Source organism: Methylocystis sp. (genome assembly GCF_051062815.1).
Lineage (GTDB): Bacteria > Pseudomonadota > Alphaproteobacteria > Rhizobiales > Beijerinckiaceae > Methylocystis.
This window is the reverse complement of the sequence record NZ_JBPFDU010000093.1, coordinates 1-22,880: the sequence shown is the minus strand read 5'-3', so window position 1 is coordinate 22,880 and position 22,880 is coordinate 1. Positions and strand designations below refer to the sequence as shown.

The following is a 22,880-nucleotide window of genomic DNA, read 5'->3' as shown; positions in this document are numbered from 1 at the left end:
ATGCTGACTCAATAAAGGGAGAAACCAGGTCTTTCTGGCTGTGACCACAGAGCGAACAGCATTGCTCGCCGCCACAAGGATGCTCGGCTGGCGCAGGTTGGGAGGTGTCCATACAGTGCACGGCCGTTCCCTGCGACGCATGCGCGGGATGCGCCGACGCCGAAGACGAAATGGCCGCGAGCGCGAAGAGCAGCGCGATACAAAGGGCCCCGATGCGCCGCAAAATCATCGAGCGAGGCGTTCTCGCAAGGGCCGCCATCTTGTCTCGGATTCCTCGGCTGCGTCTCGCCGCTCAAGGCGCGAGACGAGGGGCGGCGACAGCGCCGAACCTGAATGTTGGTAATATACCAAATTACGCGGGGCAACGCTTCGGCTGGCCTGACGGGCGATTTTTCAGCCGCTGTTGCTCCGGCGCAACAGTGAGCGACAGTCAGGGAATGGGCTTGTGATGGGGGTCGAGCGGCGAATGGCTTCCATCCGCCTCGACGGAGGCCATGCCATCAAATCGGGAGAAACGCTCGACGATGTCGGGGGAGAGCCGCGTCTCTTCGGCCGCCAGCCGCCTTGAAAGCGCCTCAGCATTCGCTTTCGAAACGCCGAGCTTTTCGAGCGTGGCGCTGTCTTTCAAGGCGTCGCCGGCGCAAAGCGAGATGCTCCACGCATCGCCCTTACGCGTAAGAAACGCCCGGCCGCCGAGTTCACCCTGGCGCCAGTCGGCGACGGCGGCGTCGCCTTCGACGACGATTGCGTCGACAAACAGGCGCGTTTCGGGCTTGTCGAATGTTTCGAAGAGCACGCGGCGCGCCGCCTCAGATCCTTCGTCGGCCCGCGCGCTCAGGCACGCGGCTGCACTGATCGTCCCAATAAGAAATAATCTCATCAATCCTCTCCAACGTTAGCGTGGCGCGCTAGGTTGGTATATTACCAACAAAATGCAGCGCAAGCTCAGAGGCGTTTCCGCGGCGCGTTTTTTTTGATACGACGCTGGCGCGGCGAAGGTTGAATGAACGCGAATGGCGATGGTGGAAAAAAGCGCGCGTCAGCGCATTCTGGACGCCGCGCTCAAAATCCTAAGGAAGGAAGGCGTCTCGGCGCTGACCCAAACGCGCGTCGCCGCCGCGGCCGGATTGCGGCAGTCGCATTTGACCTATTATTTTCCGCGTAAGACGGATTTGCTCGCCGCGACGCTCGAAGCGTCGCATGCGCAGGCGCATAAGCCCAAACGCGGTTCGATCGGAAGCGACGTCGATCCTGTCGAAGCGGTGCGCGCGCTCATGTTCGAGCGCAACAGGATGCGCTTCTTCTTGAGCGTCGTGGCTCAGGCGAGCGACCAATCGGAAATTCGCGCAACGCTGGCCGCGCACGCCCGAGGCGTGGCCGAGCAGCTCGCGCCGCTCTTCGGACGGACCGCCGACGACCCCGATATTATCGCCTTTATTGACATGCTGCGCGGCATGGGGTTGCGCCTTCTGCTGGAATCGGATGACAAGCGCCGTCCGACTGTTGATATCGACGCGCTCGCTGCGCGCTTCGGCCTCAGGCGGGCGCCTGAAGCGCGGCTTTGAGCCATGGCCTGGAGCCGCTAGAACTGTGGCCATGCAACGAATCGGTAAAAACGCCGGCCGCCCGGAAGGTCAGCCCTACGCCCTCGCGGCGGCGTTCTTCCTCGTCTGCGCGCTGGCGCTCGCCTTTCCCTGGCTTTCCGGGCGCGTCACCATTCCTTGGGACGCGAAAGCGCATTTTTTTCCGCAATTCGCCTTTCTCGCCCATGCGCTACACAGCGGCCAGTCGCCGTTCTGGACGCCGCACGTCTTTGCGGGGATGCCGCAGATCGCCGATCCGCAATCGCTGATCTTCGCTCCGTTTTTCCTGCTGGCGGCGGCGCTCGTTCCCGAGCCGTCCTTTGTCCTGGCCGACGCAATCGTCTTCGCGATGCTGGGCATGGGCGGCCTTGCGCTCATCGCCTATTTTCGCGATCGCGGCTGGAGCGCCGCGGGAGGATTGCTCGCTGCTCTCGCGTTCGCTTTTGGCGGCTCGGCGGCGTGGCGAATTCAGCATGTCGGGCAGATCATGAGTCTCGCCTGGCTCCCGGTCACGCTGTGGCTGCTGGCGCGGGGGCTCGATCGGCGCTCGGCGCTCTATGGCGCCGCGGCGGGCGCCGCCGCCGCGCTGCTGGTGCTGGGACGGGACCAGGTCGCGTTCCTAGGCGTGCTGATGCTGTCCGCCTATGCCGCCTATCGCGTCGCCACGGATGACTCGCCCAAACTCAGCGCGGTGACGCCGCTCGCGGCGGGCGCGCTCGTCGGTTTGACAATCATCGCCGTGCCGCTCGCCTTCACGCTGGAGTTCGCCGCGCATTCAAACCGACCTGAGATCGATCTCGACGGCGCATTCAAGGGCTCGCTGCCGCCGGGCTCCTTCTGGACGCTGATCTCGGCCAATATGTTCGGAACGGACGGCCCGCTTAAAAACTTCTGGGGGCCCCCCGCCGGCGAGCGCGACCTATTCCTCGCGCGCAACATGGCCAATGTTTACTTGGGCGAACTGACGCTCGTATCGTTGATCGCGGCGCTGGGCAGGCGCTTCCTTTCGAATAAGGAAATCCGGTTCTTCGCCGCCGCCGCGCTGTTTTTCGCGCTCTACGCCCTGGGCCGCTACACGCCGGTCTTCGCCTTCTTCTATCATCTGCCGGGCGTCGACCTTTGGCGGCGGCCGGCGGACGCTACATTCTTGCTCGGCGCGACGCTCGCGATCCTCGCGGGCTATGGCTTCAATCTCGTTGAGCGGGGCGAGGCCACGCCACGCACGGCTTGGCTTGTCGGCGCCGTCGCCGCGCTGTTCGCGGTCGCGCTGCTTGTCGTGGGCGTGAAGGGCCATCTTAACCAAGCCTTCTGGCCGCTCGCGACGAGCGCGATGTTGGCCGCGCTCGCCGTCGCGCTTATCCTCGCGACTCGCGACAGATTGTTGCGCGGCCCGTATCTGCTCGCGGCGGTCGCCACGCTGATGAGCGTCGATCTGACGATCGGCAATGGACCAAATGAATCGACGGCCTTGCCGCCCGAACAGTTCGAGGCCTTGCGGGTCGACGGCAAGGATCCGGTGATCGCCTATCTGCGCGGCAAGCTCAAGGAGACGACGGCGCCGGATCGTCGCGACCGCGTCGAACTTGCGGCGATTGATTTTCATTGGCCGAACGCGTCGCTCGTCCATGGCTTCGATCATGATCTGGGTTACAATCCCATCCGGCTTCGGCTCTTCGAAGACGTAACCGGCGCCGGAGACCATCTGGCGCTTCCCGAGCAGCGCCAGTTTTCCAAGCTCTATCCTTCCTATCGCTCGGTCCTTTCGGACATGCTCGGCCTGCGGTTTATCGCGACCGGCGTGCCCATCGAAAAGATCGACGGGAATTACAAGCATGGCGACTTCGTTGAGCTCACGCGCATCGGCGACGTTCACATTTACGAAAATCCCCGCGCCATGCCGCGCGTCCTACTCGCAACCTGCGCCATCCATGTCGATTTCGCAGCGATGATGAAGAGCGGCGAGTGGCCGGAGGCGGACTATCGCGAGACGGTGCTCCTGGAGACGCCGCCGATCTGCCATACGCGCAAAGATGCGCCGCCGGCGACGGCGAAAATCCTCTCTTATGAGAACGATCGCATCGTCGCCGAGGCCAGCGCGCCTCCGGGCGGAGGCTGGCTTGTTTTGCACGACGTCTGGCATCCGTGGTGGTTCGCGAACCTCGACGGTGTGGAAGCGCCGATTCTGCGCGCGAACGTCATGTTCCGCGCCGTCGCGATTCCGGAAGGGCGCCATGAGGTGCGGTTCCACTTTCAGCCGCTGCGCGGATTGCTGACGGAACTCTCGCGAAGATAGCGAAGCGCGGGTCCTGTTAATCGCGCGTCAGATCCAGCCCGCAGTCTCGCGCTTCGCCAAAGTCTCGATCAGCGCCATGCCTTCGTCGCTGTCGTTGAGACATGGCAGGCGGGCGAATTTCTCGCCGCCTTTCTTGAGAAAGAGATCGCGAATTTCGACGCCAAGCTCTTCGATCGTCTCCAGGCAATCGGCGGAAAATCCCGGCGCGACGACGGCGATGCGCTTGACGCCGGCGCCGGCAAGCTCGGTCACCACATCCGCCGTATAGGGCTCGATCCACCGCGCGCGGCCAAAGCGCGACTGAAAGGCGAGACGCAGGCTTTGGGCGTTCATGCCGAGCCGTTCGCAGAGCAGTCGCCACGTCGCTTCGCAGTGCGCGCGATAAGGATCGCCGCGATCGATCTGCGCCTGCGGAAGGCCATGGAACGAGGCGATGATGACCTCTGGTTCGAAATCGAGCGCGGCGCGCGCGCGCGTAATATTCGTCGCGAGCGCGTCGATATAGGCGGGGTCGTCGTAATAGGGCGCGCCGATGCGGAGCGCCGGCTGCTTGCGCATGTTATGCAGCGCGTTGAAGGCGGCGTCGGCGGCGGAGCCCGTGGTCGACGAGGCATATTGCGGATAGAGCGGCAACAGCGCGATCCGCGCGCAGCCTTGCGCAATCAGAGCGTCGATCCGCGTCGCGATCGACGGCGCGCCGTAGCGCAGCGCGTAGTCGATGATGAGGTTCGGAGCGCCAATCCGCGCCTGCAGCTTCTCGGCTTGCAGGCGGGTAAAGGTCTTCAGCGGACCTTCGCCCGTGTCGGCGTTCCAGATCGACTCATAGAGCTTCGCCGAGCGCGCCGGGCGGGTGTTGAGCACGACGCCGTAGAGGATCGGCAGCCATAGCGCGCGCGGGAGGTCGACGACCCTGCGGTCGGACAGAAATTCCGCCAGATAGCGCCGCACCGCCGCGACATCGGGCGCATCAGGCGTGCCGAGATTGACGAGCAGGAGTCCGACCGGCGCTTCTCTCGAGATCGTGGCGGGCGTCATGAGGAGCCTTGTTGCGGACCGCCCGCCCAGATCGCGGCGCGGCAAAAGAATATCTTCTAGAGGCGGCGGTCCTGGCAACTCGCCAGATGACGATCGTCGCGCGGCATGGAAATCGCTTCGCGCACAAAGGCCGGCTGATATGCGGATTGGCCCCTCGCGAAAGGGCGCCATGAAATCCATATCTCGCAGCCGCGCCATGTGCGAATGGGACGATTTCGACACCGCCGCGCCGCAAATTCGCGCGGCGCTGGCCCTGTCGGATGGGCCAGCGACGCCCCCCTTCCTCCTGCTGTCGGAGCCTGGCATCACCGCCGGCGAACAGCGCGCCTGTTCCGAGAGCTGGACCGCCGCGCGGCTTTTGGCGGCGGGGCCGCTGCGCGCGAGCCTCGCCATGCGCTTCGACCTTTCCACCCGCAGCAGGATCCGCGTCGGCTATCTGTCAAACGACTTCCACGAGCACGCGACCGCGCATCTTCTCGTCGAGACGCTCGAGGCGCATGATCGCGCCCGCTTCGAGATTCGCGCATACAGCTATTGCGGCGTCGAGGGGGCGATGCGGACGCGGCTGCGGGCCGCCTTCGACGCGTTCGCCGACATTTCGCAGCTGACCGACGCTGAGGCCGCGCGCCTCATCAATGCGGACGGCGTCGATATTCTGATCGACCTCAAAGGCTTCACCCAGGGCGCGCGCACCAGCGTGATGATGCTGCGGCCGGCGCCCGTCCAGGTCAATTATCTCGGCTATCCCGGCACGCTCGGAACAGGCGTGTGCGATTACATCGTGACCGATCGCTATGTCACGCCGCCCTCGTCGGCGTCGGCCTATTCGGAGGCCTTCGCCTATCTGCCGCACGCCTATCAGCCGCATGGGCGCGGGACGCCGCTGCGCGCGCCTCCGTCCCGGGCCGCCGCCGGTCTGCCGGCGGAAGGCTTCGTCTATTGCTGCTTCAATCAGGCCTATAAGCTCACGCCCTTTATCTTCGATCTTTGGGCGCGACTGCTCGAGGCGACGCCGGGCGCGGTGCTGTGGCTTTCGGCGGCGATGCTGGCGGAAGGCAATCTGCGCAATGAAATGCGCAGACGCGGAATTGACGCCGCGCGGATGATCTTCGCGCCGCATTTGCCGCAGGCCGAACATCTGGCGCGCCTGCAACTCGCCGATCTCGCGCTCGACACGGCGCCCTTCGGATCACATACGACGGCGAGCGACGCGCTTTGGGCGGGCGTCCCGATCGTGACCTGCGCAGGCGAGACCTTTCCCTCGCGCGTGGCCGGCAGCCTCTTGCATGCGATCGGATTGCCGGAGTTGATCGCGGCGGATTTCGACGAATATTTGGAGATCGCGCTGGTCTTGGCGGGCGATCCCGTTCGTTGCGCCGAACTGCGGGCGAAGCTCGCCGCCAATCGCCTGACGACGGCGCTTTTCGACGTTTACGCCTACACCCGCGCGCTGGAATCGCTGTTCGAAGACATGTGGCGCCGGCGTCTCGCCGGCGCGCCGCCCGTCGTCATCGGAGCGGCTTAAGAGTCATCGCGCGCCGCGAGCTCGAAGGCGGAGCGTTCGTCGTCGACCATGTGAAAGGCGTGCTCCTCCGCCGGAAAGAGCCCGGCGCGAACGTCGCGCGCATAGGCCTCGACGGCCTCGCGCAGCACCGCGCCAACGGCGCCATAGCGGCGGTTGTGCTTGAATTCACGCGCGGTGATCCCTGCGAGATCGTTGACGACGAGCACCTGTCCGTCTGTCGCCGCGCCGGCGCCGATGCCGATCGTCGGCGCGCCGATCGCTTGCGTGATCCGCGCCGCGAGCTCCTGCGGCACGAGCTCCAGCACCACAAATTTCTGTCCGGCGGCGTCGAGCGCCAACGCGTCGTCATAGAGTTTCGCGGCGGCCTGCGCGGTCTTGCCCTGGCGCCGCTTCACGTCGTGATGCTGCGATTCAAGGCCGAGATGAGCGCACACGTCGAACCCCGCCGCCGTCAAGGCGCGCATGATATCGGGCTGCGCGCCTTCGAATTTCACGCAATCGGCGCCGGCCTCGCGCAGCAGGCGCGAACTTTCGATCGCCTGCTGGGGCGTGTCGTAGGTCGCATAGGGCAAATCGCCGATGATGTAGATCTCGGGCGCGCCGCGCCGCACCGCCGCGATGTGATGCGCCATATCGGCGAGCGTCACCTGCCGCTCATGCGCATAGCCCAGAACATTCACCCCGACGCTGTCGCCGACGAGGATGATGTCGACGCCGGCCTCCGCCTCGATGCGCGCGGTCGGGGCGTCATAGGCGGTGACGACCACGATCTTCTCGCCTCGGCGCTTCATGTCGAGGAAGGTGCTGGCGTTGGACAAATGCGGCTCCGGCGCGCCTAATCGTCAGGATGGCACTCTAATATCAGATGGCTGGCGCTGGCTTTGAAGGCGTCAGCGCGCCACGCCATCCCGGCAGGCGTGCGGCTGGCCGGGAACGCGGATTTCCTGGAAGCCGCCGCATTTGTCGCAGGCGGAGAGCAGCGCGGAGAGGGCCGCCAGCAGCGCGAACACTCGGATTTTCCGCGTCATCTCGTCTCTCCTGGCGGCGGCTTGACGGCGCGACCATACTGGCCGAGCCGCCCTGCGGCAAGCCGCGAGGCCTTGCGCTCTTGCATCCTGCTTAAAGCCGCGTATAAACCGCCGATCGCGACGTTCCCGGCCGGGGGCTGAACGGAAGCGCTCGAGCGCATATCCCCGAAAAGTGCATAGCGGTTTTTGGGCAAGGATATGCGCTAAATCGAGCGAGGGTTTTAAATCCCGTCTTCCCGTGCCTCCGCCTTCGAACTTTCCTTCTCGAGCCTTTCCGGGGCAGGTCCCCAAGAAGCGCTCGAAGGGCTTGGCGCCGGAGCGGCTCGCGGCAACGGAAAGGCGAAAATCCATGCCTCTGTACGAGCATGTCTATCTCGCCCGTCAGGATGTTTCTCCCCAGCAGGTGGAGGCTCTGACCGGGCAGTTCAAAAATGTCATCACGTCGCTTGGCGGCACGGTCGGCAAGACCGAATATTGGGGCGTCAAGTCGCTCGCCTATCGGATCAACAAGAACCGCAAGGCGCATTTCACCCTGATGAACATCGACGCGCCGCCGGCGGCGCTCGCGGAGATGCAGCGCCAGCAGAGCATCAACGAAGATATTTTGCGCGTGCTGACGCTGCGCGTCGACGAGCTGGAGGAGGGTCCTTCGGCGCAGCTTCGCAAACGTGAAGACGACGACCGCGGCGATCGCCGCGGCCCGCGCGGCGACAGAGGCGACCGCGGGGATCGAGGCGACCGGGGAGATCGTCCCGAGCGTCGCCCGCGCCGCGAAGAAGGCAAGGTTGAAGGAGAGGTCGAATGAGCACCGCCCCGCGCCGCCCCTTCTTCCGCCGCCGCAAGTCCTGCCCGTTCACCGGCGCCAACGCGCCGAAGATCGACTACAAGGACACGCGCCTGCTGTCCCGCTACATCAGCGAGCGCGGCAAGATCGTGCCCTCGCGCATCACCGCCGTTTCGGCCAAGAAGCAGCGCGAACTCGCCCAGGCGATCAAGCGCGCCCGATTCTTGGGCCTGCTGCCTTACGTGATCCGCTAAGAAGATCGCGTTTTTGAAGCCTGCGGCCGCGCCCTGAAAGGGGCGCGGCTTTTTTATTTCGATTGATCGGTATTCGTCGCTGGCTTGCTTCTCCGCGCCGCGCTTGCCGCCTCACCCCGCCGGCTGCTGCGCGCCGGCTTCGTAAACCCCGTCGAGCGGCGTCGTCGAAACGGTCGGCTCGGTCATGAACTGCGCCGCGGCCAGCATGGCGAAGCGACCGCCCTTGGCGACCAATTCGTCGAAGCCGCCGCGCTCGACGATCTCGCCCTGATCGAAGACGAGGATGCGGTCGGCGTTGCGCACGGTGGCCAGCCGATGGGCGATGACGAAGGTCGTGCGGCCCTTCATCGCCGCCTCCAGCGCCTTTTGGATCATCCGCTCGGTCGTCGCGTCGAGCGCCGAGGTCGCCTCGTCGAAGACCATGATCGGCGGGTTTTTCAACAGCGCCCTTGCGATCGAGAGCCGCTGGCGCTCGCCGCCCGAGAGCGAGCGGCCGCGTTCGCCGACGCGCGTCGCTCGCCCGTCGCTCTGATGCGCGACGAATTCCGTCGCCTGCGCCAGTTCGAGCGCATGTGCGATCTCCTCGTCCGTCGCGTCCGGATTGCCGATTCGCAGATTTTCCTCGATCGATCGCGCAAACAGCATCGGCTCCTGAAAGACGACGCCGATGTTGCGGCGAAGCGAGCTCAAGGTGAATTCGCGGATGTCGACGCCGTCGATTTTCACGGAGCCGCTGTCTGGATCGAAAGCCCGATGCAAGAGCCCGAGCGTCGTTGATTTTCCTGAGCCTGTGGAGCCGACGAGCGCAATCGTTTCTCCAGGATTGGCCACAAACGACACGTCGCGCACCGCCGGCCGTCGCCCGTCGTAGGCGAAGGTGACGCTGTCGAATTCGACCGCGCCCACAAGCCGCTCCGCGTCGCGGGCATGCGGGCGATCAGCGACGCTCGCCGGCGTGTCGAGCACGCCGAAGAATTCCGCAATCTTCGCAGACTGCTGGAACAGGACATTGACGAAGCCGACCGCCTGTTCGAGGCGGGCGATCAGCATCGTTGCAAAGCTCATGAAGGCGACGATCTCGCCGATCGTCGCCTGTCCGCGCAAATGCAGCCAGACGCCAAGCAGGAAAATCGCTAGAATCGTCAGCGTCGCCGAGGCGCGGCTGGCGACGGCGACGAAGGCCCACCAAGAGAGAACGGGCATCTGCGCCGCGATGACGTCATCGATGATGCGGTTCAGCGCATGCGACTCGCTTTCGATGCGCGTAAAGCTCTGCACCACGGGGATGTTGCCAAGCGCGTCGGACGCATGTTCGGCGAGCGTCGAATTGTAGCGCTCGACCTGGCCCTGCAGATCTTCCGTGCGTCGCAGGACGAAGCTCGTCACGAAATAAAAGAGCGCGACAAGCGCCATGAGCAGCGAGCCGAGCCGCCAATTGACGAACAGCGTCGCCGGCAAGAGCACGAAGAGCGCGACGAAAGATGCGCAGTTCTCGCGAAAGAACGACAGCCAAAGCCCCGACATGGCGTTCGCCCCATCGAGCATGATCTTTAAGAGACGTCCGGAGTGGACGTTGGTGTGAAAACTCAGCGGCAGGCTGAGAACATGGTCGAAATAATCCGACATGATCGCAAGCCGGCGGCGATGCGCCAGACGATCGGCGTTGAGGCCGACGAGAATGGCGCCGCCGATCGAAAACAGGCCGAAGGCGGCCCAGGCGGACACCAGCGGCAGCAGATCGCTCCATGTCAAAGTCGCGCCGGGCGCTTGTGCGCGCGTCATACGGTCGATGATGCGCCCAAAGAGCATAGGCTCGGCGAAGGCGGAGACGGCGAGCGCCAGATTGGCCGCGACCAGTATGAGCGCAAGCCGCGCCTGAGGTCGCAACAGCCCCAGCACCCGCACGTAAACTTTAAAGACGGACATTTGACGACGCCTGCCAGCAGGGGAAGGTTCAGCAACGTGCGAGGGATCGCGACTTTCGCGTCGCCTTCAAATAACGCGGCGCTCTACAGGGCTGGCCGTTTGCGCGCAAAGGTTTGGCGCGCGCGCTTGCGGCCGCTTCCGACGGCGTCATGCGCCGCGCTATTCGTCCTCGCCGAAGCGATGGGCGACGAGCGTCTCCAGCGCGTCGAGGGCCGCCTTCGCCTGGGGGCCCGTCGCGGTGACGGTGATGGTCGCGCCTTGGCTTGCGCCCAGCGTCAGAATGCCCATGATCGAGCTGCCGCCGACGGTTTCGTCGCCTCTCGAAACAGTGATGACGGCGTCGAATTTCTCGCAGCACTGCACGAATTTGGCGGTCGCGCGGGCGTGCAGCCCCTTCTTGTTGACGATCGCGAGTTCCCGCGACATGGAGTCTTCGGCCGCAGCCTGAGGCAATTTATCGGTCACGAGGTCATTCATTTCGCGTTAAGCACTTTGCTGGCGATGTAAACATATTTGCGGCCGGCGTCCTGCGCCTGCAGCACCGCCTGCTCCAAAGGTTGCGTATCGCGGACCGAAGCGAGTTTGATCAGCATCGGCAGGTTGACCCCCGCGAGAACCTCCACCTTTCCGCCATCCATTACGGATATTGCAAGATTGGAGGGCGTGCCGCCGAACATATCGGTGAGCAGCACCACGCCGTCGCCGCTGTCGGCCTCGCGGATCGCCTCGATGATATCCCCGCGCCGGCGCTCCATATCGTCCTCGGGCCCTATCGAGATCGCCGCAATCTGCTTTTGAGGTCCGACGACGTGTTCGAGCGCCGCGCGAAACTCAGTGGCAAGGTGGCCATGGGTCACCAAGACCATTCCGATCATACGACCCTACCACTCATGAAGACGTCTCTTGCGCGCCGATGTCTCGTAAAATGCGTCGGCCCGCAAGGGCGAACGGAGCCAAATTGCATCGTAGGAGGAGCCGTTGCGCCCGCCGTGATCGCCCCGCTCAACAGGGGCGACATTTTGTGCAACGCGGCGAAATAGGCAAGCGAAAACAGCAGAACTCCGTCAATTTGTCACAACGTTCTGAATGTAAGCCGCAATCCGCGCCGCCGCCCCGACGTTTGCGGCGTTTTCGAACATACGCGGCAGCGTCACGCCGCTCAACCGAGTCGTTGCGTCGTCCTCGTCCGGATATCGTTTCGGCGACTCTCCGGACGCGAGGAGGTCGATGACGGCCCGCAGGACGCAGGCCGGCTCATAGGCGACGCGTAACAGCCCGAGACCACGCGCCTCGATCATGCCGCGGATCGACGGATGCGGCCTTGCGATCAGGCGGCCGTGACGCGCTTCGAGCGCGACTCGGTCGTCGCCGACAAGCGCCGCGAAAGCGCCGCGCGCCCGCCAGTCGGCGACAAGCTGTAAGCTGAGCGCGCTCTTGCCGGCGCCGGACGGTCCGCGCAGCAGCAGGCCGAATTCGCCGAGAACCAGCGCAGTGGCGTGAACATACTCTGACGCTTGCGGCGGCGTCATCGCGCCGAAGGCAACCAGACGACAAAGCGCGCGCCGAGCACGGCGTCGCCGGGAAGAGGCTCGTCAGTGCCCTGCGGATGCGCGCGGGTGCGGTTGAGGGCGCGGATGCGTCCGCCATGCGCCTCGATGATCTGGCGGGAGATCGAGAGCCCGAGCCCGGAATTCTGGCCAAACCCCTGTTCCGGGCGGTCGGTGTAGAAACGCTCGAAGATGCGATCGAACGCGCCGTCGGGAATTCCGGGGCCGTCGTCGTCGACGATGATCTCGTAGCCCTCGATCTGCTGGCCGCCCGGCCCCTTGGCCCGCTCCGGCCACAGCAGCACGCGCACGCCGCCGCCGGGCTTTGAAAACGACCGGCCATTGTCGATCAGATTGTTGAACACCTGGCCGAGACGCGAGTCATTGCCGAGAACGCGCCAGCGGCTGCGCGGCGCGTCGTATGGAGAGGAGCGCACGGTCAGTTGAATGTTGACGCCGTCGCCGCGATCCACGGCGCGCGCCAAGTCGACGACGGTCGATAGCGCCGCCGCGAGATCGACCACGTCCATGTCGGCGCGCGCGAGTTCGGCGTCGAGACGAGACGCGTCGGAAATATCGCTGATCAAACGGTCGAGCCGGCCGACGTCATGTTTGATGATGGCGAGCAGCCTGTCGCGCGACTCCTCTGTCTTGGCGATCGGCAGCGTTTCGACGGCGCTGCGCAGAGACGTCAACGGATTCTTGAGTTCATGCGCGACATCCGCGGCGAAATGTTCGATCGCGTCGATGCGGTTGTAGAGCGCCTTCGTCATGTCGCGCAACGCGCCGGAAAGATGGCCGATTTCGTCCGGCCGGTCCGAGAAGTCCGGGATCTCCTGGCGGGACTTCACGCCGCGTCGCACACGCTCGGCGGCCTCGGCGAGGCGGCGCATCGGTTCGGTGATCGTATTGGTGAAGAATAGCGAGATCAGCAGCATCACGCCGGCCGAGACCAGAAAGATACGGATGATGCCCCAGCGTTCCGTGACGATGACGGCGTCGATGTCGCCGCCCATGGTCGAGAGGAGCAACGCGCCGCGCACCGACCGGAAGCGCTGAACCGGGACGGCGACGGAAATGATGGTTTCGCCCCTGGCGTTGGCGCGCACCACCGAATGAATGTGGCCGCCGAGCGCGCTGCCGACCTCAGGATAGGCTTTGCCATTGCCCATGCCGATGTCTTCGTAAAGCGGCAGCTCCGGCCGATGTGACAGCCGCTGGACAAACTCCAGCGATTTTTCGAGGAAGGAGGATGCGTCGAGGGTCGTGGGCTGGCCGGCCGCCGGCGGCAACTCGAAGCGCAGAATGTTCGAGCGACCCGAGACGGAGCGCGAGTCGAGCAGCAGAAAGCCGTCGCGGTCGTAGATGCGCGCCCGCAGCCGCGTCGGCGACACCAGACGCCGCAGCAGCGGCCCGACGCGCTCGGGATTGAGCGAAAACTCCAGCGGCGACCCGCCTTCGGCGCCGCTCGCGCTCTCTCCCGGCGCGAGCTTCAACAGCTTTTCCGGATCGATCGAGATGGCGTCGGTGTCCACCGTCGCCGAGGCCGCCACCGCCGCGGCGATGATCTCGCCCTGCGTCTGCAGGCTTTGCACGCGGGCGTCGATCAGACCTTCGCGAAACTGGTTGAGGTAGAGGAACCCCGCCAGCAGCGCGACGAGCCCGCCAAGATTGAGAACGACGATGCGGCGGGTGAGCGAGGACGAAAGATGCGACTGGACCGTTCGCAGCGCCCGCGCGAAGCGGAGCGAGATGATCCGCCACAGACGGGCTCGCACTGCGGCGGCGTTGCGCGCAGGGGCCGCGGCCGGGACCGTCTGGCGCGGCGCTTCCGCGACCGGGTCGCCGACGGCGGTCACGTCGCCGTCACCCTCGATGCTTGCGTCCATCTCGCGTCCCCTCCGCGAGAGCTCAGGCTTCCTTGAATCGATAGCCCACGCCATAGAGCGTCTCGATCATTTCGAAATCATTGTCCACAACCTTGAATTTCTTGCGCAATCGCTTGATGTGGCTGTCGATCGTTCGATCGTCGACATAGACCTGGTCGTCATAGGCCGCGTCCATGAGCGCATTGCGGCTCTTCACGACGCCGGGACGCTGGGCCAGCGACTGCAAAATCAGGAATTCGGTCACGGTCAGCACCACCGGATCGCCTCGCCAGGTGCAGGTGTGGCGCTCAGGGTCCATCACGAGCGCGCCGCGCTCCAGGACCTTGGCCTCAGATTCCTTCTGAGCCGCGGCCTCCTTGGGATTGGCGCGCCGCAGGATCGCCTTCACGCGCTCGACGAGCAGCCGTTGCGAGAAGGGCTTATGAATGAAGTCGTCCGCGCCCATTTTCAGGCCGAACAGCTCGTCGATTTCCTCGTCCTTGGAGGTAAGAAAAATCACCGGGAGGTCGGACTTCTGCCGCAGTCGACGCAGAAGCTCCATGCCGTCCATTCGCGGCATCTTAATGTCGAAGATCGCCAGATCGGGCGGGTTGGCGCGCAGCCCGTCGAGCGCCTGCGCGCCGTCGGTATAGGTCTGGACGCGATACCCCTCGCCCTCCAGAGCGATGGAGACAGAGGTGAGAATGTTTCGATCGTCGTCGACGAGAGCGATGGTCGGCATCTTCACCCTTTGCTATGTGCGGCCGCAATTTAACGTCCGGGCCGGCGCGACGTGACTGCGCTTTCCGCGCGAAACGGCCGCCCCCGATTCCTCGAAAGGCGCGACGTCGATGCTCAACAGTCGACACTCTTATCGACTCGACAGCGGGACGTTCGAAAGGCGCCGTCGACCCGACAAGTTCCGAGGCCAAGGCGGCTGAAATGTGGCCGACGTCCGTTCCCAGGGGCGGCGCCGCCTCGATGCCGCTGGACCGCTTATACACAGTATTGCTGAAAAAATCACCTTGTGCCAGGGCATGCGCGATTAAACATAATGGCGACAATGGGATAGCTTGGCCGCAGCGCCAGTCTGGCGACGCGCCGGGGGTTGGAAAATCTCGGGTTTTCGCCAATCTGCTAAAGGTTCTTTCAGCCCCGACGCCGTTCGGCTCATAAGGAGCAAATGAAAAAAGGCGCGGCGCGCGGCAGCCCCAGGGAGTGGATCGATGAGCGAAGATTGGGCATATCAGGTTCGGGTCAATCTCGTCGACGCGGCGGCCAAGCTCGCGCGCAAGGATCCGGAAAATCCGGCTTTAAAACCGCTCAGCGATATTCTCGCCAAACATAACGCGAAGCTTCGGAACCAGCTCGACGCCTTTTCCGAATATGTCGCCGCGGCCGAACAGCGCGGCGAGGAGAATTTCCCGCTGTACAAATGGACCAAGGCGGTGATCGAAGACCCGGCGAAAATCGAGAAGCACGGCAAAGCCTTCTCGATCCATGTCGCCGGTGAGGAAATCTATGGAAAGGACGTCGCCGACGCGCTGGAGGCGGACCTTCAACCCCTCGTCGGCGGCCCGCTGGTCGCCCGCCTGACCAAGCACGACAGCAACCCCGCCAACAATCCACAGCCGCCTGCGCAATATCGATAAGATTTGCGCCCCCTCCGGCTCGCTGCGCTCGGCGCCTCCCCCGCTACGCGGGAGAGGGGAGGAACGGCGCCTCGGCTGAATTTTCCAAGGGCTGCCCGGAATGAAGTGCGGCGCCTGGCTCCCTCTCCCGCGCAGCGGGGGAGGGCCGGGGGTCTTAAACCGTCGCCAGGAAGCCGGCGATCTCGTCCTTGAGCGCGAGCCGCTTCCTTTTCAAATCTTCGATCGTCGCGTCGTCGGCCGGCTCGACATTGGTCTCCATGCGGTGAATGGCGCGATTGAGCGTGTGATAATCCTCGGCGATGCGGGCGAAATGGGCGTTTCCGGCCTTCAGCGCATGAATCGCCTCGGCCTGCTCCGGAAATTCTTCGTGCAACTCATGCGCAACATGGCTCATACGGTCGGTTCCTCCCTGTTTTTTCAGCGTGAACTTACCGGCTTTCGCGGCGCCGTTGAACAGCCCCTTCGCCGCCTGCGACGATTTGCGCCGCATTCGTGCACCGCGCTGTCATGCCCGCAACAGCGGGCATCCAGAGCAACGCCCGGACATCATTGATGTTGCAAATGGATTCCCGGTCGTGCGGCGCGCGCCCGGAATGTCGGCGCCCTTGCGACGCGCGCGCAACCCGCTCATTCTTGTGAGGCGCGGAGATTTCGATGAACGACTTTTCAGACGGCGAACGGAACTTCACCGATCGCGAAAAACTTGAGGCGTGGCTGGAGACGCAGCCACGCGAGGTCAGCGTCGTCATCGCCGCGCGGGCGGCGCTACGCGCCTTGCCATTGCTGCGCCGGGGAAAGCGCGAGTCACGCGATTTCGCGACACTGACGTTCGCGTCCTTTTGGGCGACCGCATTGGCGCGGGTCGCCGCCAAATATCCTACCCGCGCCAATGACTTTCGACCCCGCGCCGCCGCCAACTACGCCGCCGCCGCCGGCTCCGCCGCCGCCGCCTCCGCCACCGCCGTCGCCGACGCCGCCGCCTACCTCGCCGCCTACGCCGCTGCCTACGCCGCTGATGCCAGCGTCCCCGCCTCCGCCGCTGATGCCACCGTCCCCGCCGCCGCCGCCGCCGCCGCCGCCGACTCCGCCGCCTCCGCCGCCTCCGCCGCCTCCGCCGCCGACGCCGCCGCCTCCGCCGCCGCCGCCGACGCCGATGTTTGGGAAGCGGTGAGCGCCGACGCCAATCGGCTTAAATCGGTGGCGCCAAGCGTTTTCGCGAGCGAAAAGCTTTGGCTCAGAAAAGCGCCTCCGAATTGGGTGCACGAGAATTACAGCGAACTATTAGCCGCCCTGGGGGAGCCGCATTGGCGGCCCTGGCTCGACTGGTATCAACGCCGTATCAACGGGCGCGAGGACACCGAAGAAATCGAACTGCTGTTCGCAACGCTTCCCGTTGATCCGCCAGAAAAGGCCGTCGCCGAACAGAACGCAGAACTCGCCCGGCGGATCGCCGAGCTGCAAGAGGCGTGGGACGCCGACAAACCACCGCATGCGGACCACCAGTGGGATTTCTTCATCAGCTACAGCAGCAAGGACGAAGCCGACGCCCGCGAGATTGCAGACATTCTCGAACGGGCCGGCCATTCAACCTTCGCGCAGTTCAAGGATATTGCGCCCGGCAATAATTTTGTCCGAGAGATGCAGAACGGACTTGAGTCCTCGCGAAAATTCGTCGCCCTGCTGTCGCCGGACTATGAGGCGTCAAACCATTGTCAGGCGGAATGGGCCGCCGCCTATAACCGCGACCCCGGCGGCGCCGGGCGAAAAATCCTCCCCCTGCTGTTGCGACAGACAAAGCTCAACTCGCTCGCGAGTCAGATCGTTTTCGTCAACCTTGTCGAGCTTTCGGGCGAGGCGCGCGGGCAGGCGATTCTGCGGGCGCTGGCGCCAAAGCCGCTGCCAAAGCCTGTCGAAAACATATCGGCGCCTTTCGACTTCGGCTGGAACGCTGCGCATCGCGTCACTGTCGTCGCCGGACCGCAGAACACGCCCGTTTTCCCCTTTGCCGGCAGCGATCGGGACCATCACGACCGGCTCGACGGCTGCCGTAAGACAGTTGAACGACTGATCTCTGATTTGGCCGCGCAAAGATTCAACGCTCGGCCTGATTATCGGATAGCCCTGGAGACTTATCTCGAGGAGCTGCCGGCGGCGCCGGGCAGCGGCAATCTCCTGCTCGCCGACGCCGAGGCGCGGGTTCTGCGCGGGCTTTTCGACGAAGACGCCAATATTCTGGCGCGGGCGCTCGCCGAACGGCTCAATCGCGTTCTGGAGTTTCACATCGCGCTGCGGCCCTTCTATCCGGGCGTCGGCCGCTTCTATGACGATGTGCGAAGCGGCGCCTTGTCCGCGCCGCTTCCGAGGGACGCCATCGCCGGCTTTGTCGAGATCGTGCGCGAATATACGCCCGATATTTTTGAGCCCGCCGTTTCGCGCGGCATCGACAAGGTCGAGGAAGACTTCGCGCCGCATCCCGCGGCGCCCGCGCTCCAGCTCGAGCCGGGCGTTCTCGCGCCTCGTCCGGACCCGATAGACGCGCCCAACCCGGAAAAGGCGCAGGCGTTTTCGATCACCAGCACGATCAACGCGGTTTACCGAGCGTTCTACAAGGGCAAGGACATGGCGGCGGCGATCAAAGGCTGGGACGAGGCGGCGCAGAAGCTCGGCGAGCACGCGGGGCCGGTGATTGAGTTCTTGAAGAATTTTCTTCCTCAATGACAAAAATGACGCTTAGCGGACTTTTCTATAGACGGTCTTGAAATGCAGCCGTCGTCATTGCGAGGAGCATCGCGACGAAGCAATCCAGGGCAGCGGGCGCGGCTCTGGATTGCTTCGCTTCGCTCGCAATGACGAAGGGAAACGAATTTCTCCCTCATGACGCACTCTTCGCTTGACGCACCTAATCTTCGCGATTAGGTTCCGCCCACTTTCGACAGGCCGTAAGTTCATGCCGTCGGCGAGCGCCTCGCTCTCGATCCTTCGAACTTAAACGCTGTCGCCTTGCCTGTGACCGCCAAATGTAATTGGTAATCAGCACGTCGCGAAAGCGACTGACAGGAAGGCACGATCCCGGCGACGGGATCCTCTGCGTTAGAAGCGCCTTGGCCCTTACGGCCATCGGCGCTTCGCTCGTTTGCGCGTGCCTTTAAGGCCATGCGCGGCGGGATCCCTTGACATCCGCCATTCGCAATCACGCGAAGGACCCTATTGAATGCCGACGATCAGCCAGTTGATCCGCAAGCCGCGCCAAGCGCCGACCTATCGCGAGAAGGCGCGCCATCTGCAGTCCTGCCCGCAGAAGCGCGGCGTGTGCACCCGCGTCTATACGACGACGCCGAAGAAGCCGAACTCGGCGCTTCGCAAGGTCGCCAAGGTACGCCTGACCAACGGGTTCGAGGTCATCGGCTACATCCCGGGCGAGGGCCATAACCTTCAGGAGCACTCGGTCGTGATGATCCGCGGCGGCCGCGTGAAGGATCTTCCCGGCGTTCGCTATCACATTCTGCGCGGCGTGCTGGACACGCAGGGCGTCAAGGACCGCAAGCAGCGCCGTTCGAAATACGGCGCGAAGCGTCCGAAGTAAGGAGCCATTCGATGTCTCGTCGCCACCGGGCCGAAAAGCGTGAAGTGATCGAAGACGCCAAGTTTGGCGACATCGTTCTCACGAAATTCATGAACTCGATCATGTACGACGGCAAGAAGTCGGTCGCCGAGCAGATTGTCTATGGCGCGCTCGATCAGGTCGAGTCGAAGGCCAAGAGCGATCCGCTCGCCGTCTTCAAGCAGGCGCTCGAGAATGTCGCGCCGGCGATCGAGGTTCGGTCCCGCCGCGTCGGCGGCGCCACCTATCAGGTGCCGGTCGAAGTGCGCAACGAGCGTCGTCAGGCGCTCGCCATCCGCTGGATCATCACTGCGGCCCGCGCCCGCAACGACAAGACCATGGTCGACCGTCTGTCGGCCGAACTGCTCGACGCGTCCAACAACCGCGGCGCCGCGGTGAAGAAGCGCGAAGACACGCATCGCATGGCGGAGGCCAACCGCGCCTTCTCGCACTACCGCTGGTAAGGACAACCGTCATGGCCCGCTCTCATCCGATCGAGGACTACCGTAACTTCGGCATCATGGCCCACATCGATGCGGGCAAGACGACGACGACGGAGCGCATCCTCTATTACTCCGGCAAGAGCCATAAAATCGGCGAGGTGCATGAAGGCGCCGCGACGATGGATTGGATGGAGCAGGAGCAGGAGCGCGGCATCACCATCACGTCCGCCGCAACGACGACGTTCTGGAACGGCAAGCGCCTCAACATCATCGATACGCCCGGCCACGTCGACTTCACCATCGAGGTCGAGCGCAGCCTGCGCGTGCTCGACGGCGCCGTATGCGTTCTCGACGGCAACCAGGGCGTCGAGCCGCAGACCGAGACGGTCTGGCGTCAGGCCGACAAATACAATGTGCCGCGCATCGTCTTCGTCAATAAAATGGACAAGATCGGCGCCGACTTCGACCGCTGCGTCGAGGAAATCAAGACGCGCGTCGGCGGCCGCCCGGTCTGCGTGCAATTGCCGATCGGCTCCGAGTCGAATTTCAAGGGCATTATCGATCTCGTGCGCATGAAGGCCGTGGTCTGGGAAGACGAAGGCCTCGGCGCGAAATATCACGACGAAGAGATTCCTGCGGACCTGCTCGACAAGGCCAAGGACTATCGTTTGGCGCTGATCGAAGCCGCCGTCGAAATGGACGACGAGGCCATGGCGGCCTATCTCGACGGCCAGGAGCCGGACGAGGAGACGCTGCACAGGCTCATCCGCGCCGCCGTGCGCAAGATCGCCTTCATCCCGGTGTTCTGCGGCTCGGCCTTCAAGAACAAGGGCGTGCAGCCGCTGCTCGACGCGGTCGTGCATTATCTGCCGTCGCCGGTCGATCGCGAGGCGATCAAGGGCGTCGATGTGGACACGGGCGAGGAGCTGGATCGCAAGCCGCTCGATTCCGAGCCCTTCTCCATGCTCGCTTTCAAGATCATGGACGATCCCTTCGTCGGCACGATCACCTTCGCCCGCGTCTATTCGGGCAAGATCGACTCCGGCACGACAGTGCTCAATTCGACGAAAGAGAAGAAAGAGCGCATCGGCCGCATGCTGCTGATGCACGCCAATAATCGCGAAGACATCAAGGAAGCCTTTGCGGGCGACATCGTCGCGCTCGCGGGCCTCAAGGACACGCGCACCGGCGACACGCTCTGCGACATGCAGAAGCCTGTGATTCTGGAGCGGATGGAGTTCCCGGATCCGGTCATCGAGATCGCCATCGAGCCGAAGTCGAAGGCCGATCAGGAGAAGCTCGGCATCGCGCTGCAGAAGCTCGCGGCGGAGGATCCCTCGTTCCGCGTCTCGACCGATCAGGAAAGCGGCCAGACCATCCTCAAGGGCATGGGCGAACTGCATCTCGACATTAAGGTCGACATTTTGAAGCGCACCTATAAGGTCGACGCCAATATCGGCGCGCCGCAGGTCGCCTATCGCGAGCGCCTCGGGCGCAAGCTTGAAATCGACTATACGCATAAGAAACAGACCGGCGGCACCGGCCAGTTCGCGCGCGTGAAGATCATTTTCGAACCCAATGAAGCCGGCAAGGGCAATGAGTTCGAGAGCAAGATCGTCGGCGGCGCGGTGCCGAAGGAATATATCCCCGGCGTCGACAAGGGCATCGCCTCGGTGACGACGTCCGGCATTCTCGCCGGCTTCCCTGTCGTCGATCTGAAAGCGACGCTCATCGACGGCGCCTTCCACGACGTCGACTCGTCGGTGCTCGCCTTCGAGATCGCCTCGCGCGCCGCGACGCGCGAAGCGCTGCAGAAGGGCGGCTCGGTGCTGCTCGAGCCGATCATGAAGGTCGAGGTGGTGACGCCGGAGGAATATACCGGTTCTGTCATCGGCGATCTGAATTCCCGTCGCGGACAGATTCAGGGTCAGGACATGCGCGCCAACGCCGTGGTGATCAACGCCATGGTGCCGCTCGCCAACATGTTCGGCTACGTCAATCAGCTGCGCTCCTTCACCCAGGGACGCGCGAGCTACACGATGCAATTCGATCACTACGAACAAGTGCCCGAGGCGGAGTCGAAGAAGGTGCAGGCGAAATACGCCTGATCTCGATCACTACGGGCAAACGGAACTCTTTAAGAGGAGCACGGCGATGGCCAAGGAAAAGTTTTCACGCACGAAGCCGCACTGCAACATTGGGACGATTGGGCACGTCGACCATGGCAAAACGTCTTTGACGGCGGCGATCACCAAGGTTCTGGCGGAGACGGGCGGGGCGACCTTTACGGCCTATGACCAGATCGACAAGGCGCCGGAAGAGAAGGCGCGCGGCATCACGATTTCGACGGCGCATGTCGAATATGAGACGAAGAACCGCCATTACGCCCATGTCGACTGCCCCGGCCACGCCGACTATGTGAAGAACATGATCACCGGCGCGGCGCAGATGGACGGCGCGATCCTGGTGGTCTCGGCGGCCGACGGCCCGATGCCGCAGACCCGCGAGCACATTCTGCTCGCCCGTCAGGTCGGCGTGCCGGCGCTCGTCGTGTTCCTCAACAAGGTCGACATGGTCGACGATCCGGAGCTTCTCGAGCTCGTCGAGCTCGAAGTGCGCGAGCTGCTCAGCAAATATGAGTTCCCCGGCGACGACATTCCGATCACCAAGGGTTCGGCGCTGTGCGCGCTCGAGGGCAAGAATCCCGAGATCGGCCATGACGCGATCCTGAAGCTGATGGAGACGGTCGACGCCTACATCCCGCAGCCGGAGCGGCCGAAGGATCAGCCGTTCCTGATGCCGGTCGAGGACGTGTTCTCGATTTCGGGCCGCGGCACGGTGGTGACGGGGCGCATCGAGCGCGGCGTGATCAAGGTGGGCGAGGAAGTCGAGATCGTCGGCATCCGTCCGACGACGAAGTCGACGGTGACGGGCGTCGAGATGTTCCGCAAGCTGCTCGACCAGGGCGAGGCGGGCGACAATGTCGGCTGCCTGCTGCGCGGCACGAAGCGCGAGGACGTCGAGCGCGGCCAGGTGCTGTGTAAGCCGGGTTCGGTGAAGCCGCATACCAAGTTCAAGGCTGAGGCGTATATCCTCACCAAGGAAGAGGGCGGCCGTCATACGCCGTTCTTCACCAACTACCGTCCGCAGTTCTATTTCCGCACGACGGACGTGACCGGCATCGTCACATTGCCGGAGGGCGTGGAGATGGTGATGCCGGGCGACAATGTGACGATGGAGGTCGCGCTGATCGTGCCGATCGCCATGGAGGAGAAGCTGCGCTTCGCCATCCGCGAAGGCGGCCGAACGGTCGGCGCCGGCGTCGTCGCCAGCATCATCGA

At 64.0% G+C, this 22,880-nt stretch carries 22 protein-coding genes; 11 read left to right on the top strand and 11 right to left on the bottom strand.

Features of this window, described 5'->3' with window-relative positions:
- Window positions 1-430: 430 nt before the first annotated feature.
- On the bottom strand, window positions 431-880 hold the full coding sequence (locus ACR65W_RS19340; protein ID WP_434499173.1) for a copper uptake system-associated protein: 450 nt from the start codon (window positions 878-880) through the stop codon (window positions 431-433).
- 139 nt (window positions 881-1,019) lie between these two features.
- On the opposite strand from ACR65W_RS19340, the gene ACR65W_RS19335 reads away from it, so the two are divergent.
- Window positions 1,020-1,565: a TetR family transcriptional regulator gene (locus ACR65W_RS19335; protein ID WP_196399533.1), complete on the top strand. Its 546-nt coding sequence runs from the start codon at window positions 1,020-1,022 to the stop codon at window positions 1,563-1,565.
- A gap of 31 nt (window positions 1,566-1,596) precedes the next feature.
- A complete protein-coding gene (locus tag ACR65W_RS19330; RefSeq protein WP_434499172.1) occupies window positions 1,597-3,876 on the top strand; it encodes a hypothetical protein in 2,280 nt (759 codons plus the stop codon).
- Between the two features lie 27 nt (window positions 3,877-3,903).
- Here ACR65W_RS19330 and hemH read toward each other — a convergent pair whose 3' ends face one another.
- Window positions 3,904-4,911 (bottom strand): ferrochelatase, encoded by a 1,008-nt coding sequence (hemH, locus tag ACR65W_RS19325; RefSeq protein ID WP_434499171.1) that lies wholly within the window; start codon window positions 4,909-4,911, stop codon window positions 3,904-3,906.
- Between the two features lie 169 nt (window positions 4,912-5,080).
- Here hemH and ACR65W_RS19320 point away from each other — a divergent pair, with 169 nt between their 5' ends.
- Window positions 5,081-6,436 (top strand): UDP-N-acetylglucosamine-peptide N-acetylglucosaminyltransferase, encoded by a 1,356-nt coding sequence (locus ACR65W_RS19320; protein ID WP_434499170.1) that lies wholly within the window; start codon window positions 5,081-5,083, stop codon window positions 6,434-6,436.
- Here the strand turns inward: ACR65W_RS19320 and panB are convergent.
- Both panB and ACR65W_RS19310 read right to left on the bottom strand, forming a co-directional pair.
- Window positions 6,433-7,254, bottom strand: coding sequence for a 3-methyl-2-oxobutanoate hydroxymethyltransferase (panB, locus tag ACR65W_RS19315; RefSeq protein ID WP_434499169.1), 822 nt, complete (start codon window positions 7,252-7,254; stop codon window positions 6,433-6,435). The genes ACR65W_RS19320 and panB overlap by 4 nt on opposite strands.
- A 72-nt stretch (window positions 7,255-7,326) precedes the next feature.
- Window positions 7,327-7,464: a hypothetical protein gene (locus tag ACR65W_RS19310; RefSeq protein WP_196404481.1), complete on the bottom strand. Its 138-nt coding sequence runs from the start codon at window positions 7,462-7,464 to the stop codon at window positions 7,327-7,329.
- Between the two features lie 349 nt (window positions 7,465-7,813).
- Here ACR65W_RS19310 and rpsF point away from each other — a divergent pair, with 349 nt between their 5' ends.
- Window positions 7,814-8,269, top strand: a complete 456-nt coding sequence (rpsF, locus tag ACR65W_RS19305; RefSeq protein ID WP_434499168.1) for a 30S ribosomal protein S6 — start codon at window positions 7,814-7,816, stop codon at window positions 8,267-8,269.
- Window positions 8,266-8,502: a 30S ribosomal protein S18 gene (gene rpsR, locus ACR65W_RS19300; RefSeq protein ID WP_014890780.1), complete on the top strand. Its 237-nt coding sequence runs from the start codon at window positions 8,266-8,268 to the stop codon at window positions 8,500-8,502. The genes rpsF and rpsR overlap by 4 nt, the downstream gene beginning before the upstream one ends.
- A 111-nt stretch (window positions 8,503-8,613) precedes the next feature.
- On the opposite strand, the gene ACR65W_RS19295 is transcribed toward rpsR, so the two are convergent.
- The 6 genes from ACR65W_RS19295 to ACR65W_RS19270 all read right to left on the bottom strand — a co-directional run bounded on the left by ACR65W_RS19295 (window position 8,614) and on the right by ACR65W_RS19270 (window position 14,585).
- A complete protein-coding gene (locus ACR65W_RS19295) occupies window positions 8,614-10,428 on the bottom strand; it encodes a glucan ABC transporter ATP-binding protein/ permease (RefSeq protein ID WP_434499167.1) in 1,815 nt (604 codons plus the stop codon).
- A 159-nt stretch (window positions 10,429-10,587) separates the two neighbouring features.
- Window positions 10,588-10,905: an HPr family phosphocarrier protein gene (locus ACR65W_RS19290; RefSeq protein ID WP_434497312.1), complete on the bottom strand. Its 318-nt coding sequence runs from the start codon at window positions 10,903-10,905 to the stop codon at window positions 10,588-10,590.
- Window positions 10,902-11,303, bottom strand: a complete 402-nt coding sequence (locus ACR65W_RS19285) for a PTS sugar transporter subunit IIA (protein ID WP_014890777.1) — start codon at window positions 11,301-11,303, stop codon at window positions 10,902-10,904. The genes ACR65W_RS19290 and ACR65W_RS19285 overlap by 4 nt, the downstream gene beginning before the upstream one ends.
- Before the next feature lie 189 nt (window positions 11,304-11,492).
- Complete coding sequence (locus tag ACR65W_RS19280) at window positions 11,493-11,957, bottom strand: HPr kinase/phosphorylase (protein ID WP_434499166.1); 465 nt, start codon at window positions 11,955-11,957, stop codon at window positions 11,493-11,495.
- Window positions 11,954-13,864 carry a stimulus-sensing domain-containing protein gene (locus ACR65W_RS19275; protein WP_434499165.1) on the bottom strand — a complete coding sequence of 637 codons (1,911 nt, stop codon included), beginning with the start codon at window positions 13,862-13,864 and terminating at the stop codon, window positions 11,954-11,956. The genes ACR65W_RS19280 and ACR65W_RS19275 overlap by 4 nt, the downstream gene beginning before the upstream one ends.
- 22 nt (window positions 13,865-13,886) lie before the next feature.
- Window positions 13,887-14,585 (bottom strand): response regulator transcription factor, encoded by a 699-nt coding sequence (locus ACR65W_RS19270; RefSeq protein ID WP_014890774.1) that lies wholly within the window; start codon window positions 14,583-14,585, stop codon window positions 13,887-13,889.
- Between the two features lie 484 nt (window positions 14,586-15,069).
- Here ACR65W_RS19270 and ACR65W_RS19265 point away from each other — a divergent pair, with 484 nt between their 5' ends.
- Window positions 15,070-15,495: a hypothetical protein gene (locus ACR65W_RS19265; RefSeq protein WP_434499164.1), complete on the top strand. Its 426-nt coding sequence runs from the start codon at window positions 15,070-15,072 to the stop codon at window positions 15,493-15,495.
- Between the two features lie 154 nt (window positions 15,496-15,649).
- Here the strand turns inward: ACR65W_RS19265 and ACR65W_RS19260 are convergent, their stop codons facing one another.
- The gene (locus ACR65W_RS19260) at window positions 15,650-15,889 is read right to left on the bottom strand and encodes a YdcH family protein (protein WP_175095884.1); all 240 of its coding nucleotides are present in this window, start codon (window positions 15,887-15,889) and stop codon (window positions 15,650-15,652) included.
- Window positions 15,890-16,149: 260 nt separating this feature from the next.
- Here ACR65W_RS19260 and ACR65W_RS19255 point away from each other — a divergent pair, with 260 nt between their 5' ends.
- From ACR65W_RS19255 to tuf, 5 genes are all read left to right on the top strand, one after another.
- Entirely contained in the window at window positions 16,150-18,213 is a 2,064-nt protein-coding gene (locus ACR65W_RS19255; RefSeq protein WP_434499163.1) for a toll/interleukin-1 receptor domain-containing protein, read from the top strand.
- Between the two features lie 493 nt (window positions 18,214-18,706).
- A complete protein-coding gene (gene rpsL, locus ACR65W_RS19250; RefSeq protein ID WP_014890767.1) occupies window positions 18,707-19,078 on the top strand; it encodes a 30S ribosomal protein S12 in 372 nt (123 codons plus the stop codon).
- An 11-nt stretch (window positions 19,079-19,089) separates the two neighbouring features.
- On the top strand, window positions 19,090-19,560 hold the full coding sequence (rpsG, locus tag ACR65W_RS19245; RefSeq protein ID WP_018406024.1) for a 30S ribosomal protein S7: 471 nt from the start codon (window positions 19,090-19,092) through the stop codon (window positions 19,558-19,560).
- An 11-nt stretch (window positions 19,561-19,571) separates the two neighbouring features.
- On the top strand, window positions 19,572-21,647 hold the full coding sequence (fusA, locus tag ACR65W_RS19240) for an elongation factor G (RefSeq protein ID WP_434499162.1): 2,076 nt from the start codon (window positions 19,572-19,574) through the stop codon (window positions 21,645-21,647).
- A 46-nt stretch (window positions 21,648-21,693) separates the two neighbouring features.
- On the top strand, window positions 21,694-22,880 hold a 1,187-nt coding region (gene tuf, locus ACR65W_RS19235; protein ID WP_434503024.1), incomplete at its 3' end, for an elongation factor Tu.

Excerpts from the sequence above, each read along its gene's own strand:
- fusA (WP_434499162.1), top strand. The coding sequence starts at position 19,572 with ATGGCCCGCTCTCATCCGATCGAGGACTACCGTAACTTCGGCATCATG.
- ACR65W_RS19280 (WP_434499166.1), bottom strand. The coding sequence starts at position 11,957 with ATGACGCCGCCGCAAGCGTCAGAGTATGTTCACGCCACTGCGCTGGTT.
- ACR65W_RS19255 (WP_434499163.1), top strand. The coding sequence starts at position 16,150 with ATGAACGACTTTTCAGACGGCGAACGGAACTTCACCGATCGCGAAAAA.
- ACR65W_RS19330 (WP_434499172.1), top strand. The coding sequence starts at position 1,597 with ATGCAACGAATCGGTAAAAACGCCGGCCGCCCGGAAGGTCAGCCCTAC.
- ACR65W_RS19260 (WP_175095884.1), bottom strand. The coding sequence starts at position 15,889 with ATGAGCCATGTTGCGCATGAGTTGCACGAAGAATTTCCGGAGCAGGCC.
- rpsL (WP_014890767.1), top strand. The coding sequence starts at position 18,707 with ATGCCGACGATCAGCCAGTTGATCCGCAAGCCGCGCCAAGCGCCGACC.
- rpsF (WP_434499168.1), top strand. The coding sequence starts at position 7,814 with ATGCCTCTGTACGAGCATGTCTATCTCGCCCGTCAGGATGTTTCTCCC.
- ACR65W_RS19265 (WP_434499164.1), top strand. The coding sequence starts at position 15,070 with ATGAGCGAAGATTGGGCATATCAGGTTCGGGTCAATCTCGTCGACGCG.
- rpsR (WP_014890780.1), top strand. The coding sequence starts at position 8,266 with ATGAGCACCGCCCCGCGCCGCCCCTTCTTCCGCCGCCGCAAGTCCTGC.
- ACR65W_RS19275 (WP_434499165.1), bottom strand. The coding sequence starts at position 13,864 with ATGGACGCAAGCATCGAGGGTGACGGCGACGTGACCGCCGTCGGCGAC.
- hemH (WP_434499171.1), bottom strand. The coding sequence starts at position 4,911 with ATGACGCCCGCCACGATCTCGAGAGAAGCGCCGGTCGGACTCCTGCTC.
- ACR65W_RS19310 (WP_196404481.1), bottom strand. The coding sequence starts at position 7,464 with ATGACGCGGAAAATCCGAGTGTTCGCGCTGCTGGCGGCCCTCTCCGCG.
- ACR65W_RS19320 (WP_434499170.1), top strand. The coding sequence starts at position 5,081 with ATGAAATCCATATCTCGCAGCCGCGCCATGTGCGAATGGGACGATTTC.
- ACR65W_RS19340 (WP_434499173.1), bottom strand. The coding sequence starts at position 880 with ATGAGATTATTTCTTATTGGGACGATCAGTGCAGCCGCGTGCCTGAGC.
- ACR65W_RS19335 (WP_196399533.1), top strand. The coding sequence starts at position 1,020 with ATGGTGGAAAAAAGCGCGCGTCAGCGCATTCTGGACGCCGCGCTCAAA.
- rpsG (WP_018406024.1), top strand. The coding sequence starts at position 19,090 with ATGTCTCGTCGCCACCGGGCCGAAAAGCGTGAAGTGATCGAAGACGCC.
- ACR65W_RS19285 (WP_014890777.1), bottom strand. The coding sequence starts at position 11,303 with ATGATCGGAATGGTCTTGGTGACCCATGGCCACCTTGCCACTGAGTTT.
- ACR65W_RS19290 (WP_434497312.1), bottom strand. The coding sequence starts at position 10,905 with ATGAATGACCTCGTGACCGATAAATTGCCTCAGGCTGCGGCCGAAGAC.
- ACR65W_RS19270 (WP_014890774.1), bottom strand. The coding sequence starts at position 14,585 with ATGCCGACCATCGCTCTCGTCGACGACGATCGAAACATTCTCACCTCT.
- ACR65W_RS19295 (WP_434499167.1), bottom strand. The coding sequence starts at position 10,428 with ATGTCCGTCTTTAAAGTTTACGTGCGGGTGCTGGGGCTGTTGCGACCT.